Here is an 18,037-nt window from a genome sequence, read left to right as displayed (position 1 = left end):
TCAAGAGCCCGTGGTTTAGTTGGTTTTAAGTGCAAGTTTGATCAACTCCTCGATCGATATATCATTTCCCTTTTGCTTGATGATCGCCTCGATATTCTTCTCAGCAGCAGCCTTTGGTATCCCTAGTGTGATCAATGCTTGTAACGCCTCAGCTCTGGAAGTATTTTGATGAGAACCAGTATTTTGAGTCCAATTTTCTGATAATCCCTCTTTTTTGATTTTATCTTTTAGTTCTAAGACGATTCGTTGAGCCGTCTTAGCACCTATTCCTTTGACACCTTGGATGACTCTGATGTCTTCTGAGGCTATGGCTGTTTTGAGTTCTTCAGCGCTCAGCGAAGAGAGCATCATCAGTGCGGTATTTGGCCCTACGCCTGAAATAGAAATCAGGTCCAGAAACAGTCTTTTTTCAGTAGCTTCTTTGAATCCGTAGAGTGTGTGAGCGTCTTCTTTGATGTGTAAATAGGTGAGGAGCATAACTTGCTCCTCATCCTTGATTTTAGAATATGTATTCAGAGAAATTTTAGCTTCATATCCGATGCCTTGTATGTCTATGATGACGTAGGTAGGATCTTTGAAAGCAAGTTTTCCTTTGAGGTATGCGATCATATTAGTTATTCTGTTGAGCGTCTACAACTGCGATAGCTACCATATTCACGATCTCGCGAATACTGCTACCAAGTTGTAATATATGAACTGGTTTGTTCATACCCAAGAGAACAGGGCCAATTGCTTCGCCATCTCCGATTTCCATGATCAGTTTATAGGCAATGTTACCTGATGTCAAGTCTGGAAAGATCAGCGTATTAGCTCCTTTTTCTGCTAACGCACTAAAAGGATAGTTTTCCTTTTGCAGCTGTGCATCTAGTGCTACATTGGCTTGAATATCTCCATCTATGATCAGGTCTGGATATTTGATCTTGGCCTTCATGGTAGCTTCAGCAGCCTTTGTAGGAGTTTTTCCTTTAGCAGAGCCGAAGTTAGAGTAAGAAAGTACAGCCATTCTAGGTTCGTGATCAAAGAAGCGAACGCCCTCAGCAGCTTGCCCAATGATATCTACTAGCTCGTCCGCTGTAGGATCTACATTGACAGTGGTATCTGCAAAGAAGAAAGTTCCTTTTTTGCTAGCGATGATGTACATGCCGGCTACTTTTTTGACACCAGGCTTCACACCGATCACCTGAAGTGCAGGTGTGATGGTACGAGGATAATCTTTGGTCAAGCCAGAGATCAAAGCATCAGCTTCACCATTATCCACCATCATAGCGCCAAAGTAGTTACGGTCGCGCATGAGTTTTTCTCCTTCATAAGGTGTGATCCCTTTGCGCTTTCTCTTTTCATAGATCTGCTGTCCAAAGGCTTTCATTTTATCCTTATTCTCAAATGGATCGATGATTTCGCAATTTGAAAGGTCTAAGTTGTGCTCTTCAATGAGTGCGAGTATTTTTTCTTTATTTCCTAAAAGAATAGGGATACCAATCTTCTCATCTTGGACGATCTGAGCGGCTTTGAGGATCTTCTTATTGTCTGCTTCTGCAAATACTACACGCTTAGGATCTTTCTTAGCTCTTCCAATCACTCTAGACATGAGTCGCTGATCGATACCGATTCGCTTCTGTAGCTCCACTTCGTAAGCTTCCCAATCAGTGATGTGTGTCTTAGCGACACCTGAATCCATAGCGGCTTTAGCTACTGCAGGCGCGATAGTGGTGATGAGTCTAGGATCAAGCGGTTTAGGAATGAGATAATACTTACCAAAAGCCATTTTAGCATCTCCATAAGCCTTATTGACCATGTCAGGCACTGGCTCTTTAGCGAGCTTAGCAATAGCATAAACTGCCGCGAGTTTCATTTCCTCATTGATAGCTGTTGATCTGACATCTAGTGCACCTCTGAAGATATATGGGAAACCAAGCACGTTATTCACTTGATTAGGATAGTCAGAACGGCCAGTCGCCATGATGATATCCTCTCTAGTCGCTGTAGCTACTTCATAAGGGATCTCAGGATCTGGATTGGCCAAAGCAAAAACTATAGGATTTGGCGCCATGGCTAGGATATGCTCAGGCCCCATGATGTTACCTGCAGAAAGACCTAAAAATACATCAGCACCTTTGAGAGCATCAAGCAGGGTAGTCACATCTCTGCTCGTGGCAAACTGAGATTTGATCTCATCTAGATCAGCTCTATCTGCTCGGATAGCGCCTTCTTTGTCACACATGATGATATTCTCACGCTTGACACCCAGTTTCATGTATAGCTTAGTACAAGACACCGCTGATGCACCTGCACCATTGACTACTAGCTTGATTTCTTCGATTTTCTTACCCACTACCTCTAGTCCATTGAGTAGGGCAGCTCCAGAGATGATGGCCGTACCATGCTGATCATCATGCATGACAGGGATAGCCATGCGCTTTTTCAACTCAGTTTCGATCTTAAAACACTCAGGTGCTTTGATATCTTCTAGATTGACACCACCAAAAGTAGGCTCTAAAGAAGCAATGATATCGATGAGTTTGTCTGGGTCTTTTTCGTTGATTTCGATATCGAAAACATCGATACCAGCAAATTTTTTGAAGAGTACGCCTTTACCTTCCATCACTGGCTTAGAAGCCTCTGGACCGATATCTCCCAAGCCTAGTACCGCGGTACCGTTGGAGATCACAGCAACTAGATTGCCTTTGGCAGTGTATTTATAGACATCTTCTTTGTTTTCAGCTATATCTTTACAAGGCTCCGCTACGCCAGGTGAGTAGGCCAATGCCAAATCCATCTGTGAACTAAGTGGCTTGGTAGGGACTACTTCTATTTTACCAGGTTGACCTTGCTGGTGGTAGTTGAGTGCGTCTTCTTTTCTGATTTTAATCGCCATATTACTCTTTTTATTCTTCCGTTTTAGGTTTGACAATTTTGGCTGTCTTGATGATCGTTTCAAATTCTCTCATCAGTTCTCGATGAGGCTCATTAGGAAAATATACAAATCCCTCGATAAAATAAATTTTACCCTTTTCTGCATCTACTATAGCATAAGAGATGAATGAGCCTCCCATGATGATCTCATTGGTTCTCCAAGCGCCCCTTATTTCCGAGGCAAAATTACCGTTAATTTGAAGGTTTTTAAAGCCAGGCAAAATCTCTTTTTCGGTCTTCATGTAGGTACTTGGCCTTGCAGGATCACCAAAGATATTTTCTTGCCCTATTTGATCTCTCAGATCTATTAAGCTAGAAGGAAAAAGTTGCTCTTCTGAATAATAGTCCGTTTCATAAAAATATAAGTTTTTGTCTGGCTCATAAGTATTTGGAGAAAGCTGTCTGATCCAAAGGAAATTATCTGACTCGCTCGCAATTTTATAGCCTCTTGGAATTTTGATTTGAACACCAAATTTGTCTTCCACTTTATTCATGATCCCTCTCTCAGGGGTAGCTGCATACAGCTTTTTCTCTAGACGAAGACGCTCATTGTTATTAAAGACTTCTCTTAGCTTGTCTTTATTTTGCTTGAGGTTTTTGATGAGTTCTGCGTCATTTTTACCAAAGAGATAGAGTACTTCTTGCCCTCTAGCAAACTGATCTTTTCTCCTGTTGATAAAGAGAGAAGAGTCTGCTACGATGCGCTCTATTGATTCTTTAGAGAAAAGCGAGCTGATCCTTCTACTTCCAGCACTTCTACTATCTAGTGTTGTCACATAGACTAAGCTATGTGCAGATTGTAGGACACTATTCATCTTGACAGGATCGACCCTTCTAAGAGTAAAAAGGTTTTCATCTCTGAAGTTACCTGGGACGGTGGCATAAAAGATGTCTTTGAGAACATCTCCTACAGGGCCATTCCATTTGGCTGAGTCTATGGCTAAGATGATTTCTGCAGCCTCACCTCTGGCGATAGGAAGTGAAGACTTATTGCTAGATTCATCTCCTTCTTCTGATTCACAGCTGGACAAGGACAGTAGGCCAATGAGTAATAAAAAAGGGAGGAAGATTAACTTTTTCATGGTGTAGAATTTTGTTCAATAAGCAATATACAGAAAAATACCTAAATAGTTAGTTTATCCTATTTTGAGCTTTTGCCCCGGTTTGATATTGCTTGTGTTCAGGTTATTGAGTTCTTTGATCTTATCTATGGTCAAGCCTGGAAATCTTTTAGAAATCAGCCATAGAGAATCTCCAGGCTGAACTGTATAATATTTGCCATCAGGAGAGGTGGCGTTGGCTGGGAGTTGTCTTTGAGCTACGACAGTGTTAGTAGTAGTAGAAGGATTGATTTTTTCATAGACTACTAAGCGTTGACCTACTCGGATGGTGTTTGAACTGAGGTTGTTCCATTCTTTGACTGTCGCTACTGATACACCATATCGCTGAGCAATTCTTCCGAGAAAATCACCGCTTCTGACGGTATAAGTGCTTCTTTGACGATCACCATAGGGAGAGCTTTTTCTGATTTCTTCAGTTACTGCCATGAGGCGCTCTTGAGATACCTTGAGGGAATCTTTGATAGCACCTAGGTTACTCACGAGAAACTCTTGCTTATCAGCGGGAATATTGAGCGTATAAGACTTTCTATGCTCAGGGATAATAGTTGACTTCAAACTTGGATTGAGTCTTTGGATATCTTCTAAACAGATGTCAGTGAGAAGGGATAACTTCTCCAAATCAATGTGTGAATCCAAATTTACTTGAGCCACTCTTCCAGGATATTCGATTTCATTCACGAAAAGGTGATGATCCTCTGCATGCTTGAGGACATAGATCATCGCTTGAAATTGCGGTACATAGGAGCGGGTCTCTCTTGGCAAGTAATTATAAACTTCCCAAAATGTCTTCTTATAACCAGATCTTCTGATCGCTTTACGCACATTACCTGGACCAGCATTGTAGCTTGCCAGAGCAAGTTCCCAGTTGCCAAACATGCTATAGAGTGACTTAAGATACTTACAAGCAGCTTCTGTAGCCTCATAAGGATCCATGCGATCATCCATGTAGAAGTCATTGTTCAAGCCATAAGCCCTACCTGTAGCAGGCATAAACTGCCAAAGTCCAACGGCACCTACACGAGACCTAGCTTTTGGGTTGAGACCTGACTCTATGATGGCCAGATACTTGAGTTCATCAGGTAGCCCGTGACGCTTCAAGGCTTCCTCGAATATCGGGAAGTAGAAGTCCACTCGGGCCATGATCATTTTAGTGTATTCTCTATTTCTGACAGTGAAATAGTTGATAAAAGAATAGATCGTCTTATTAAGCTCAAATGGCATCCCATTTTCTAAAGCCTCTACACGAGAAGCTACTTCAGCATAGGTGAAGTCTGGGATATATTCATAGGCATACACAGGTGAAAACAAGGTGTCAGAGGCTGGACTCTCTGCTGGTGCTTGTGCACTAGCTTGGAAAGTGCCTAATAGGCCTAAGAACAAAATGGTCAGGTATGTGAATGCCTTTTTCATGAGCTTTACTTTAGATTAGATACTGCTGCTGCAAAAGCGTAGATATCTGCTTCTTTAAACGCATTGGCCATGATTTGCATGCCTATTGGCAAACCTTTTTTGTCATGACCAATCGGAATAGAAATCGCAGGTATGCCTGATACCGAGGCTTGTACAGTGTAAAGATCCTCCAAATACATCGCTACGGGATCACCAGAATGCTCACCAAACTTAAACGCAGTAGTTGGAGTAGTAGGTAAGATGAGGAAATCATAAGTACTAAGCAAGTCCTCCGTTTTTTCTTTGATCAACCTACGGACTTTTTGGGCTTTTGTAAAATAGGCGTCATAATAGCTGGCACTTAATACGAAAGTACCTACCATGATTCTTCTTTTGACTTCTTCGCTAAAGCCTTCTCCACGAGATTTTTTATACATAGACTCTAGATTCGCTGTTTGTGCGCTTCTGTAGCCGTATTTTACACCATCAAATCTAGAAAGATTAGCGCTAGCTTCTGCGGTAGTCAAGATATAGTAAGTAGGTAGTACATAATCCAAATAAGGGAAAGTAACTTCCTCTACTTCATGTCCAGCACTTCTGAGCGCATTTATTTTTTCCTGCATAGCCACTTTGATTTCAGGCTGTAGGGCAGGAGAGTCCATAGTTTCTTTGATATAGGCTACCTTAGTTTTTTTCTTAAGCGCTAGAAGCGTGCTGTAGGAAGGCACTGGTTTCTGAGAGACGGTAGAGTCATACTCATCTGCACCTGCCATGACCTCTAGGACGAGGGCATTGTCTGCTATATTTTTAGAAAAGATCCCAATTGTATCAAATGAAGAAGCATAAGCGATCAAGCCATAGCGAGAGATGCGAGAGTAAGTTGGTTTCAAACCCACTACGCCACAAAATGCCGCAGGCTGTCTCACTGATCCACCTGTATCTGTTCCTAGAGAAACTAAACAAAGATCAGCTTGAACCGCCACTGCAGAGCCTCCAGATGAGCCACCTGGTACACGTTCGTGGTCTGCATCGTTGAGTACTTTGCCATGATAGGAATTTTCATTGGATGAGCCCATCGCAAACTCATCACAATTGAGTCTGCCGATGATGATAGCGTCTTCATCGATGAGTCGCTGTACAGCAGTAGCGGTGAATTGTGATTCAAATCCAGAAAGGATTTTACTAGCAGCATTGACTTCATGTCCTTCATAGCAAAGAACATCTTTGATGCCGATGACCATGCCAGCCAGCTTTCCCGCTGAGCCTGCTTTGATTTTTTGATCTATGAGGGCAGCACGTGTAAGTGCCTCCTCCTCATAAACTTCAACGAAGGCATTGAGAGATGCCTTCGTTTGAATGTTGTTGAGGTAATGTTTGACAATTCCGACACAATCAATGCGACCGGATTTGATTTCTTCTTGCGTTTTCTCAAAAGAAATAAGTGCTTCCAATATCTTATTTTTTCTCGTCCTTAACTCCGTCTTCTATTTCGCTTTTGATGTCTTTTGTAGCATCCTTGAACTCACGGATACCTTTGCCAAGACCACGAGCTAGTTCAGGGATTTTCTTAGCGCCAAAGAAGATAATGATGAACAAAATGATTAAAGCCCATTCCATTCCACCTGGCATTCCAAATGCTAATACGGTTTCCATAACTCTGTTTATTTTATATCAATTGATGCGGTAAAGATACGTAAATATATTTGACTATATAAATCGTATCGCCCCTAGTTTCTTTACAACTAGCGTCTCAGGAGCCAAAGTTCCGGATTGAGTTTGTCTTTTCCTTTCCAGACTTGAAACTGTAATTCTGACACACCATTTTTATCAGTATATACGACTCCGACCAAGGCATTAGCTTCTATGGCTTGACCTGGCTTGACATATACTTTTTTCAACTTAGAATACACGGTGAAGTACTCTCCATGCTTGATCATCACAAAGGCACCTACACCTGGGATAGTGCGCACTGCGATTACTTCTCCACTATACACACTCTTGACCTCAGCATCAGGATTGGTTTGGATGTCTACACCATCATTAGACTCTTCGATACCTTTGAGCGTAGGGTGAGGCGTGATACCAAATTTCTTAGAGATAAAACCTGCGCCTACTGGCCAAGGGAATTTTCCTTTGTTTCCTGCAAATGAATTAGAAAGTGCGACTGCCTCTGGCGCCATCGGCATAGAGCCTGGCTTGGTCGTGATGTTAGATTTCTCTCCACCTTTTTTAGCAGCTTCTGCTTTTCTACGAGCTTCTGCCTCAGCCTTTCTGATTTCCTCGTTGATAATATCCGTGATCTGCTTATTGAGGCGATTGAGCGCTACTTTTCGATCTTCTACTTCTTGTCTGAGTTCTTTCTCCTTTTTATTTAGGTTAGATACGATGGCTTCTTGGTCACGCTTGAGTGATTGTAGCTTTTCGTTTTGCTGTCTTTCTTCACCCAGAAGTGCCTGCTTTTGATTCCTATTTTCTTCAAGTTTTTGTACTTGCAGGGCGAGATCTTGAGAGACACGCTCTATTTGTTTGACTTGCTTTTTTCGGGCATCGCTGTACTGCTGCATGTACTTGAGTCGCATGTAGAGCTCTCTAAAAGTCTGGGCAGAAAATAAAAATGTAATGACTCCAATGTCTCTATTGGACTTTGAAGAGTGATAGACCATCTGAGCGTATTCAGCTTTAAGCTTGCGGAGATCACTTTGAAGGGCATCAACTAGCATCTGTGTCTCATCTATCTCACGGTTGAGAGAAGACACTTCATTATTGATATTTTTGATCAAATTGGCGCGTGCTTCCAATTGCTTGGCTACAATCGTCAGTTGGCCAATCGTATTGCGTTTTTGTTGAGTAGTTTGTTGGAGTATTTTTTCATACTCCGCTATTTTCTTTTGGGTCTCCTGCTTTTCTTTCTCTAGTTGAGCCTTGGTTTTGGTCTGCGCGATGGATTCGAAAGCATAGCTACCTGATAGAAAGAGGATCAATAGGAGTACCGAGAGGTGGCGCATGTGTTATCTTCCTTTATTAAAGGGGAAAGTTAAGGGTTTTTCTGAAATCTCTGGTTTGATATGCTCTATTTCCACAGAGATGTTGCTCTGACCAGCATTGGTCTCATAGGCAAGCATAGCAGTGATCAGTGAGGCCATCTGCTGATTGGCCAGTGGCATGAAATTACTATACTGAGCACTGAGTCTAGCTGGATATTGGCTAGAAGACATTTCTAAGCTTCGAATTTTTTGACTTCCTATAGCGACAGTATTTTGGATGGTGATGTGAGATATTTCTTGTAGGAAATCTGCTTCTCTTCCTGATTTCTTCCATTTGCCAGGCAAGTCCGAAAAGGCAGTATTTCCCAGAATCAAGGCTTCAAATACTCCATAGCTGAGATTGATATTGTATTGAGCACCGAGTTCTTCAATAGACATTTCTGTGTAGTCTCTATTGATCCGATCATTGATCATGATCATATCTTGTGTGATCACTCCTCTAGCGGCTTCTATTCCAAAACCTGGTGTGATAGAAAACCAAATCAAACTGTCTTTTTTGATGCGGAAATTAACCGTAGCACGCAACTTCTGTCCATCGCTGTCTTCGTATTTGAACTTCGCTCTTGAAGTGAAATAGCTAAAATCTACTTCATCGATACTGAATGCTTTGACATCAGCATCTCTATCCTTAGTGCCATTCAATTGTGATTTTCTAGCACATGAAGAGAAGATGAGTAGGATGAGCAGTGCCCAGAGGCTTAGTTTTTGCATTGTGTGATTAACTTCCTGATGATTACTGTGATTCTTGATATTTGCCAGTGGCTATTTTTTCACTTAGTGTAGCAGAGTCGGCCATTTTTTCTTTTGCCCTTTTCCATTGCGTGACAGCGCCCTCACTATCGCCCAGTTTGGATAGGATATCTCCGAGATGTTCTAACATTTCTGCACTTGGATTATTAGTAAGGCTTAGTGCGCGCTCTTGATATTCCTTAGCACTCTTGTAGTCCCCAAGCTTGAAGAGTACCCAGGCATGCGTGTCTAGATAGTTGGCATTACGAGGATAAAGCTTCACTAATTGTGCGGAGAGGACTTTCGCTCTATTTAGATTTTTATTTTGAAGCGCTAAATAGTAGCTATAGTTATTGAGTACTTGCGCATCCTCGGGGAAGTCGATTAAGACTTTTTCATAAGTCTCAAAAGCATCCTCAGGACGATCAGCACCATAGTAGGCATCTCCCAGTTGACTATTGATGAGTCGCTTCAGCTCTTTATTATTCTTGACCAGTTCATTAGCTTTTTCTAGTGCTTCGATAGCGCCATCATAGTCTTTTTGAATGAGTTGTGCAGTACCGAGAAAGAACCTAAACTCAGGTTTTTTTTCAAAATACTCCACGGCTTCTAAGCTATAATCATAAAGGTTTTCCCAATCACTTTTCTCCAATAAAAGCGAAAGCAAAGTACTCCAGACGTTTTCATTTTCTTTATTGAGTTCATTAGCTTGGCGGTAATAACCTAGTGCTTCTTCTTTGTTATTTCTAGCCAATTGTACATCTCCATTGATGCCATAGCTTTGGTCATTTTCAGGATGCATGTCTATGATCTGAGCAGCTAGCTTATCTATCGTATTATTCAGATCGGCAGATGGATACTCTCGGAGCATATCAGCAATCACTTTGGCCTTATCTTCAGCCGCTAGATCAGGGGAGTCAAATGATTTTTTGAGATAAATGGCAGCATTTTCCTTTTCACCCAATAGTTTGTAAACCTTATACAAAGTCAAGTCTAAAGTAGGCTGATCTGGATTGATGGCCAAGCTCTCTTTGATCAAAGAAATGGCTTCTCTAGTGCGATTATTAGCAGCCAATATCTCCACTAGCGTTAAGACATATCGGCCATCACCAGGATACTTTTCAATAAGTGTTTTACCCTCAGCAATGGCTTGATCTAGTTTGTTTAATCTCAAATAGATGCGCTGCTTTTGAAAAGAAATCTGATCGATCACGCCAAAGTAGCTTTCAGCTTTGTCTAGGACGACTAAGGCTTCTTCAAATTTAGATTGATAGAGATATAACGAAGCAAGGTCAAAAAGATAATACTCTGTGCCTTCTACGTCATTGACCAAATCTTCTAATATAGCTGTGGCCTCTTCAAGTCTATTTTGATTGGATAGAATTTCCGCTAGCAGGAGTCGATAGTACTTATTTTCAGGAGAAAGTGCTACGGCCTGACTGCTGTAAATATAGGCGTCATCTAGGTCATTTGCCTTACTCTTGATCTCTGCGATTTTAAAATTAGTAGCCGCATTGTTTTCATTAAACTTGTACGACTCTTGAAAGAACCACAAGGCTTTGGCATACTCTTCATTCATGTAGTAGCGCTCACCTTCTATGAAATAGTCTTCAGCAAGTATTCGATCTTTTCGCTCTTTTCTTTCCTTTCTGTTGAGTTTTTTGGACTGGGCAAAAGTATCCACCACTCCCCCAAAGAGGAAAAGGCAAAGGACCCAACGGAAAAGAAATGAAGTCTTCATAAATATTATACTATCGATTAAACGACTAATGTTTGCTGCTATTGTTTACGAATAGTGGATCACTTAGTTCCTGTGCTACCATATCCTCCAGCGCCTCTTTCGGTATCTGAAAGTACTTCTACCTGCTCCCAAGAAGCGCGTTCATGCTTGGCGATCACCAGCTGAGCGATGCGCTCTCCATCCTGTATAAGGAAGGCTTCTTTAGACAAGTTCACCAAAAGTACTTTGATCTCTCCTCTATAGTCAGCATCTATCGTACCAGGAGAGTTGAGTACTGTCAATCCATGCTTGAAAGCTAAGCCACTTCTCGGCCTCACTTGGGCTTCATAGCCTAAGGGAAGCTCTATAAATAAACCTGTCCCGATCAGCTTTCTTTCTAGAGGACCAATAGCGATAGCATGTTCAATATTGGCATGCAAATCCATACCAGCAGCCCCCTCAGTTTGGTAGTGAGGAAGAGGATGTTTTGATTGGTTGATGATTTTGATCGTCATATTAGCGAGCAGTAAGCGATTTGATATTTTTTTTCTCTAGGCCATAGACAAGCACCAAAAAACCAAGCATCAGCAAGGCATTGATTCCTATCGAAACCCAAAGGTTGTTGATTTTGAATGTAAACACAAGATAGGCTACACTAAATGTCAGCAAAATGTAAGCTAAATCCTTGCCAGTCTGATAGGGGATATGCAAGTGGCGCTGTCCCCATAGATAGCAAATGATCGCCATACCAATATAGCAGGCCAATGTCGCCAAAGCACTCCCTTGATAACCCAGTATCGGGATCAAGGCAATATTTAACGCCACAGTAATTACCACTCCTATACTCGTGATCCATACGGAATATCCAGTTTTATCAGTGAGTTTAAACCAAATGGACAGGTTGTAATAAACACCCAAAAACAAATAGGCGAGGAGTAATGTCGGTACAATGTCTAGCGCTTCAAGGAAAACAGGTCTTTGCAGAAAGATCGGGGCGATCCAGTGTAAGTTGATCGTGATGCTAAAGAGTACAAAGCAGCAGACGATCACAAACCAATGCATCACGTCAGCGAAAAGCTGAGGAGAATTTTTGTCACTGGCCTGTGAAAAGAAAAAAGGCTCTGCAGCATACTTGAAAGCCTGAATGCCGAGATTCATCAAGATGGCCAATTTATAACAAGCACCAAAGACACCATTAGCTTCTCTTGGTGTCAGATGCGCATAATAGTCTGCGGGTAGGATATATTCAAACATCCCTCGTGAGAGCATCTCATTGGTCACGCCAGCGAGTCCCATGAATAGTAGCGGATAGGCATACTTCCACATTTCTTGAAGCAATCCTTTGTCAAGTTGATAGCGAAAGCCTTTATTGACCCAAAATAGTAAAGGGATGATCGCGGCATTGGCGCATAGATTAGCCAGTATCGCATAGTCCATGCCCCAAGCAGGTTGGTAAACGTCCAAAGCCCAATCTTGCAAACTTGGGAAAAGTGATCCACTAGCGATTTGTGGAAGCCATACGATAAAGAGTAAATTGAGAAGTACTGTCAGCAAGACGTTAAAGAGCTTGGTGCTGACAAAGAGCTTCACCCTACGCTCTAGCCTGAGTCTAGCATACGGTATCGCTAAGACTGCATCGATCGCCAAGATCATCGCCATCCACCTGAAGATGTAAGCTTTGCCAGGATAGTCTAAGACCGTGCTCAGCCAGTCAGCTGAAAAATAGATCAATCCAGCTAGTAACACAGTAGTCGTGATGACCAAGCTCTGGGCATTGTTGTAAACTTGCAGAGGAAGTGCATTTTGTTTGGAAGCAAACCTAAAGTAGGCTGTCTCCATACCATAAGTGAAGATGACATTAAAAAAGGCCAAATACGCGTATAAAGACGTAATTGACCCATTATTTGCTACGTCTAAGTATCCCGTATAGACGATGATCAGTAGGAAGTTGATCAGTCTGGCTAAGATACTGCTGACGCCATAGAGGGCGGTATCACCCGCTAGTTTTTTGATCTGACTCATGTTTGGTCAGCTTATTCTCCTTTGAATTCAGGCTTTCTCTTTTCTAGAAATGCAGTAGTTCCTTCTTTGAAGTCTTCTGATTTGCAGCATCTAGCAAAACCATTGGCCTCCATCTGATAGCCATCCTCCTCAGAGAGATAGACTGCATTGACACAGTCGATCACCATGCTGACAGCCAAAGGTGCCTTGGACATGATTTTACCTAAGATCTCTAGTGTTTTGACTTTAGCTTCTTCTTTAGTAGGACTCACGTGATTGACCAGTCTTAGTGACTTAGCTTCTTCTGCTCCGATCATGTCGCCAGTCATCATCAGTTCGAGGGCTTTTCCTTTACCGATGAGTTGTGTCAGGCGCTGTGTACCACCATATCCTGGGATCACTCCGAGGTTTACTTCTGGCTGACCAAACTTAGCATTAGCACTAGCGACACGCATGTGGCAGCTCATCGCTAACTCACAGCCACCACCTAGGGCAAAGCCGTTAACAAGGGCGATAACAGGTTTTGGGCAGTTTTCGATCAGTTGAAAGACTTCTTGACCATTTTCCGCAAACTTGCGGGCATTGAGTTCATTCAGTTCAGCGATTTCAGAGATATCTGCTCCTGCAGCAAAGGCTTTTTCGCCTGCACCAGTGAGTAGGACAGCTTTGATCTGCTTATTGTCATAGATTTCATTGAATACTACTCTGAACTCTTCTATGGTCGCCAGATTGAGTGCATTGAGCTTGTCCTCTCTGTCGATAGTGATGTGGAGGATGCCTTTTTCTTCTTCAATCTTGAGGTTTTTGAAGTCTGACATGATTGGATTGCTATAATGTTTCGGTCAAATATACTACGACCCTCTGCAATCACAAAGTAAGCAGGGTGAAAATTGCAGCTCGGGATAACTCCATAGAGAGAAAGCGCGTATAGTTTTTCGGGATTGTTCTGTTAAGCGGCTGAAATCTTTGGATGTATGGGCTGTGCTTCCATCAATTTTTGCTAATTTCGCACAACATTTCATTTAATCTTCAAAACCACATATATATGTCAAAGACAAAAATAACGGTAGCCTACGGGGATGGTATCGGACCTGATATCATGCAAGCTACTTTGGATATTTTGTATGCCGCAGGCGCTCAGATCGAAACAGATGTGATCGAAATAGGCGAGAAAGTGTATCTCAAAGGCATTACTTCTGGTATCGAACCAAGTGCTTGGGATTCTTTGAGAGAGACCAAAGTATTTTTAAAATCTCCTATCACCACACCTCAGGGTGGAGGCTTCAAAAGCTTAAACGTGACGACACGCAAGAGCCTTGGCTTGTATGCTAACGTGCGTCCATGCAGAGCTTTTTCACCTTTTGTCAAGACCAATCATCCTAAGACGGATATGGTCATCATCCGTGAAAACGAAGAGGACCTATATGCAGGGATCGAGCACAGACAGACAGACGAAGTCTATCAGTGTCTAAAACTCATCTCTAGACCGGGTAGTGAGAAGATCATCCGTTATGCCTTTGAATACGCTAAAAAATACGGCAGAAAGAAAGTGACTTGTATGTCTAAGGACAACATCATGAAGCTTTCTGATGGCCTTTTCCACAAAGTATTTGATGAGATAGCACAAGAGTATCCTGAGATCGAGACCAATCACATGATCATCGATATCGGATCAGCTATGATCGCAGATCGTCCGGAAACACTAGACGTGATCGTGACGCTCAACCTATATGGGGACATCATCTCTGATATCGCAGCGCAGATCACAGGTTCGGTAGGGCTCGGTGGCTCTGCTAACGTAGGTCAAGAGGTAGCCATGTTTGAGGCGATTCACGGATCTGCTCCAGACATCGCAGGGAAAGACATCGCTAACCCATCAGGCTTGCTCAATGGTGCCGTGATGATGCTCGTGCACATCGGTCAGCCAGAGATCGCTGAGAAAGTAAGCAACGCTTGGATGAAGACATTAGAAGATGGTATGCACACAGCAGACATCTACCAAGAAGGGCTCAGCAAGAAGAAAGTGGGTACAAAAGAATTTGCCCAAGAAGTGATCAAACGTTTAGGACAAGTGCCACAGACGATGACACCGGCTAAGTTTGACCAAGGAGCTGATTCTTCTTTCACGATCAAGCTGAAAGAGCGCAAGAAAGCTAAAAAAGAGCTAGTAGGAGTGGATGTATTCATCGACTGGGACAAGGACAACAGAGATCCTAATGTACTCGGTGACCAACTAGCACAGATCAACCTCAATGGGCTGAAACTAAAGATGATCACCAATAGAGGGGTGAAAGTATATCCAGGTGGTATGAAGGAAACCTTCTGTACAGATCACTGGAGATGCAGATTCACAAAAGCAGACGGTGGCAGCATCAACAATGCCACAGTGATCGAACTCCTCTCTAAAATAGACAGCATGCAGCTAGATGCTATCAAAACAGAGAACCTCTACACCTTTGATGGGCAGCTAGGCTACTCACTAGGTCAAGGAGAGTAAAACCTCATAAGAGCACATACCAAAAACGACCCAGCAATGGGTCGTTTTTTTTGTTTTAAGGGCTTTGTCTTTGCGAGATCTAAGGATTATAAATTTTCATTATTGATAAAGCCTTCTGTAAGAATCCCTATCAATTGGGATGTATCGTATAACTCAACGATAATTCAAAATATCGTCTAATGAAGCGATATGGCATTATATCGTACAAAGGCAGGATGTAGCTATTCAATGAATATCAAACAGCGGCTCTTTTGTTATAGAGATAAGTTTGAAATCCTATAAATGCACTCCTAATACTAGGAATGTCACCAAGCTCTTTTTTAGCATCTGCAATGGCATGATATTTCAATACAAGCAAGTCTCCAATTTTAGTATCGTCCAATTCATCAACGCCTTGTTTTACATATTGACTCAAAACAAAATTCAAAAACTCTTGCTGTTTTGGGTTATAGTTGGCTAACTGAATTTTCGCTTTGTCTGCTCTATCTGTTCGTTCCAATATATCTGAATGGAATGCGATATAAGCCAAAACGTCATAAAGATCACTATTTTCAGCGTTTAGTATCTTTTGAAACTCTGTCAACTGTTGTTTGGCAAAACCTTTTTCAGTTAGCTCTTCCAATAGCTTTTTCCTTGTATCTGGTTTGCTCCAAATAGCTCTCAATTCATCTTCACTTTTGAAAAGTTCGGGCAATGCTCCGAAAAGTGAATGCAAAAACTCTTCTGCTGAAATGGGTCTACCGTCTGGACTCCAAAATGTCGTGCTTACCATGTGTTGAAACTGACGAACTTTTCCATCTGCCAATTTCACTTTTACCATTCTTCTAGGTGGATTGTCGCAACGACACATGACATACCCGCAAACTTCACATGCTGGTTGAGGCTCACTTAGACAAATACAAGGTCTTTGTCCGCAAGTATCACAAGGCTGTGGTTGTGGCCTCGGGCTAGATGTTTCAGGTTCTTCAGGCTCACCATCCCATTCAGGGTCGCTAAAATGATGATGTGCCTTTACAAAGTCATAGATAGTGAAATAATCTTTGCCGTCAAACAAACGAGTTCCACGCCCAATGATTTGCTTAAACTCAATCATGGAATTTACAGGTCGAAGCAAAACAATGTTTCTCACTTCGGGAGCATCTACTCCCGTGCTTAACTTCTGTGAAGTTGTGAGAATGGTTGGAATACTTTTTTCGTTATCCTGAAAATCTCTTAAATGCTGTTCGCCTAATTTTCCATCATGGGCTGTAACTCGGTGGCAATAGTTCGGATTTTTAGTTTCTGCATATTGATTGATTAAGTCACGAATGGCCAAAGCATGTAATTGCGTAGCACAAAAAACCAAAGTCTTTTCACTTTGATTTATCAGGCTCATAAAAATCTTCACTCGATATTCTTCTCGTTCCTTAATCTCAATAATGCGGTTCATTTCCGCTTCAGTATAGCGTTTACCTTCTTCGATTTCTCCTTCTAAAACAGTGTCATCTGAAGTGAATAAATATTCGTCAATCGTAGTGTCAATTTGTTTGACTTTGAAAGGTGTTAAGAAACCGTCATTGATGCCTTCTTTCAGCGAATACACATAAACTGGCTCACCAAAATAATTATAGGTGTCTGAATTAATGGTCCGTTTTGGTGTAGCGGTTAAACCTAACTGAACTGCTGGACTAAAATACTCCATGATGGCTCGCCAACTGCTTTCGTCATTGGCTCCGCCACGGTGGCACTCGTCAATAATGATGAAATCAAAAAAGTCTTTCTCATATTCGCCAAAGTAGGGTGTGTCATTCGACCCGCTCATGAAAGTTTGGAAAATGGTAAAAAACACACTGCCATTTTTGGGTACTCTACCTTTTTTCCTGATGTCACTTGGGTTGATGCGAACCAAGGCATCTTCTTCGAAAACTGAAAAAGCATTGAAAGCTTGGTCTGCCAATATATTTCTGTCTGCTAAGAATAAGATTCGAGGGCTTCTCTGTCCATCTTGCTGGATATTCCATTTGGCTTGAAACAGTTTCCATGCTATTTGAAAAGCAATGGCTGTTTTTCCTGTTCCTGTAGCGAGCGTTAATAAAATGCGCTGCTGGTTTTTGGCGACAGCTTCTAAAACCTTTGAGATGGCATTTTCCTGATAGTAGCGCGGTTGCCATGTCCCACCTCGATCTTCAAAGGGAACAGATAATAATGTCTCTCTCCAATGAGCTGTTTCAATGACCTTAGGTTCATTTGAACTTGGGAAGGTCATTTCCCACAATTCGTCTGGAGTAGGATAGGAGGTCACGTCACCTTCCTGTCCTTCTTGCATATCTATACGGTAAATTTGTAATCCGTTGGTACTGTAGGTAAATCGAACCTGCAATTTCCCCGCATAGTCTTTAGCTTGACTTACACCTTCTGTATAATGTTTATCCCGTGCTTTGGCTTCAATTACTGCAAGATTTCTATTTTTGTATTGTAGAATGTAGTCAGCCTTGTCGGGCTTGCTTCGCTGACCATGACCGATTAAGCGACCTTTATTGATAGGGTATTCCATGCGAATGCGACTGCCTTCCACAACGCCCCAACCTGCTGCTTTTAATGCAGGATCAATATATTCAGCCCTTGTTTCGGTTTCGTTCATGAT

The 18,037-nt window shown here is 42.0% G+C and carries 14 protein-coding genes; 1 reads left to right on the top strand and 13 read right to left on the bottom strand.

The features are described 5' to 3' along the window. Positions 1-15: 15 nt before the first annotated feature. From ruvA to I5349_RS08520, 12 genes are all read right to left on the bottom strand, one after another. The gene (gene ruvA / locus I5349_RS08575; RefSeq protein WP_226390347.1) at positions 16-609 is read right to left on the bottom strand and encodes a Holliday junction branch migration protein RuvA; all 594 of its coding nucleotides are present in this window, start codon (positions 607-609) and stop codon (positions 16-18) included. Position 610: 1 nt separating this feature from the next. Beyond that, a complete protein-coding gene (locus I5349_RS08570; protein ID WP_226390346.1) occupies positions 611-2,875 on the bottom strand; it encodes an NADP-dependent malic enzyme in 2,265 nt (754 codons plus the stop codon). A gap of 10 nt (positions 2,876-2,885) precedes the next feature. Continuing rightward, positions 2,886-3,995, bottom strand: a complete 1,110-nt coding sequence (locus I5349_RS08565) for a DUF4837 family protein (protein WP_226390345.1) — start codon at positions 3,993-3,995, stop codon at positions 2,886-2,888. A gap of 54 nt (positions 3,996-4,049) precedes the next feature. After that, positions 4,050-5,444, bottom strand: coding sequence for a lytic transglycosylase domain-containing protein (locus I5349_RS08560; RefSeq protein ID WP_226390344.1), 1,395 nt, complete (start codon positions 5,442-5,444; stop codon positions 4,050-4,052). A 5-nt stretch (positions 5,445-5,449) separates the two neighbouring features. After that, positions 5,450-6,874, bottom strand: a complete 1,425-nt coding sequence (gene gatA, locus I5349_RS08555) for an Asp-tRNA(Asn)/Glu-tRNA(Gln) amidotransferase subunit GatA (RefSeq protein WP_226390343.1) — start codon at positions 6,872-6,874, stop codon at positions 5,450-5,452. A 4-nt stretch (positions 6,875-6,878) separates the two neighbouring features. After that, positions 6,879-7,076, bottom strand: a complete 198-nt coding sequence (tatA, locus tag I5349_RS08550; protein WP_226390342.1) for a twin-arginine translocase TatA/TatE family subunit — start codon at positions 7,074-7,076, stop codon at positions 6,879-6,881. A gap of 89 nt (positions 7,077-7,165) precedes the next feature. Further along, on the bottom strand, positions 7,166-8,428 hold the full coding sequence (locus I5349_RS08545; RefSeq protein ID WP_226390341.1) for a murein hydrolase activator EnvC family protein: 1,263 nt from the start codon (positions 8,426-8,428) through the stop codon (positions 7,166-7,168). Between the two features lie 3 nt (positions 8,429-8,431). Further along, positions 8,432-9,178 (bottom strand): lipoprotein insertase outer membrane protein LolB1, encoded by a 747-nt coding sequence (gene lolB1 / locus I5349_RS08540; RefSeq protein WP_226390340.1) that lies wholly within the window; start codon positions 9,176-9,178, stop codon positions 8,432-8,434. Between the two features lie 22 nt (positions 9,179-9,200). Then, complete coding sequence (locus tag I5349_RS08535) at positions 9,201-10,937, bottom strand: tetratricopeptide repeat protein (RefSeq protein ID WP_226390339.1); 1,737 nt, start codon at positions 10,935-10,937, stop codon at positions 9,201-9,203. Between the two features lie 59 nt (positions 10,938-10,996). After that, complete coding sequence (dut, locus tag I5349_RS08530; RefSeq protein WP_226390338.1) at positions 10,997-11,431, bottom strand: dUTP diphosphatase; 435 nt, start codon at positions 11,429-11,431, stop codon at positions 10,997-10,999. 1 nt (position 11,432) lies between these two features. Further along, a complete protein-coding gene (locus tag I5349_RS08525) occupies positions 11,433-12,938 on the bottom strand; it encodes a lipopolysaccharide biosynthesis protein (protein ID WP_226390337.1) in 1,506 nt (501 codons plus the stop codon). 11 nt (positions 12,939-12,949) lie between these two features. Further along, on the bottom strand, positions 12,950-13,735 hold the full coding sequence (locus tag I5349_RS08520; RefSeq protein ID WP_226390336.1) for an enoyl-CoA hydratase/isomerase family protein: 786 nt from the start codon (positions 13,733-13,735) through the stop codon (positions 12,950-12,952). 227 nt (positions 13,736-13,962) lie between these two features. Here I5349_RS08520 and I5349_RS08515 point away from each other — a divergent pair, with 227 nt between their 5' ends. Continuing rightward, entirely contained in the window at positions 13,963-15,414 is a 1,452-nt protein-coding gene (locus I5349_RS08515; RefSeq protein WP_226390335.1) for an NADP-dependent isocitrate dehydrogenase, read from the top strand. Positions 15,415-15,649: 235 nt separating this feature from the next. On the opposite strand, the gene hsdR is transcribed toward I5349_RS08515, so the two are convergent. Continuing rightward, positions 15,650-18,034 (bottom strand): EcoAI/FtnUII family type I restriction enzme subunit R, encoded by a 2,385-nt coding sequence (hsdR, locus tag I5349_RS08510; protein WP_226390334.1) that lies wholly within the window; start codon positions 18,032-18,034, stop codon positions 15,650-15,652. Between the last annotated feature and the right edge of the window lie 3 nt (positions 18,035-18,037).

The organism is Penaeicola halotolerans, from assembly GCF_016464625.1.
Classification (GTDB): domain Bacteria; phylum Bacteroidota; class Bacteroidia; order Cytophagales; family Cyclobacteriaceae; genus Penaeicola; species Penaeicola halotolerans.
The sequence above is the reverse complement of the archived record's forward strand: the minus strand, read 5'-3'. Positions and strand labels throughout refer to the sequence as shown.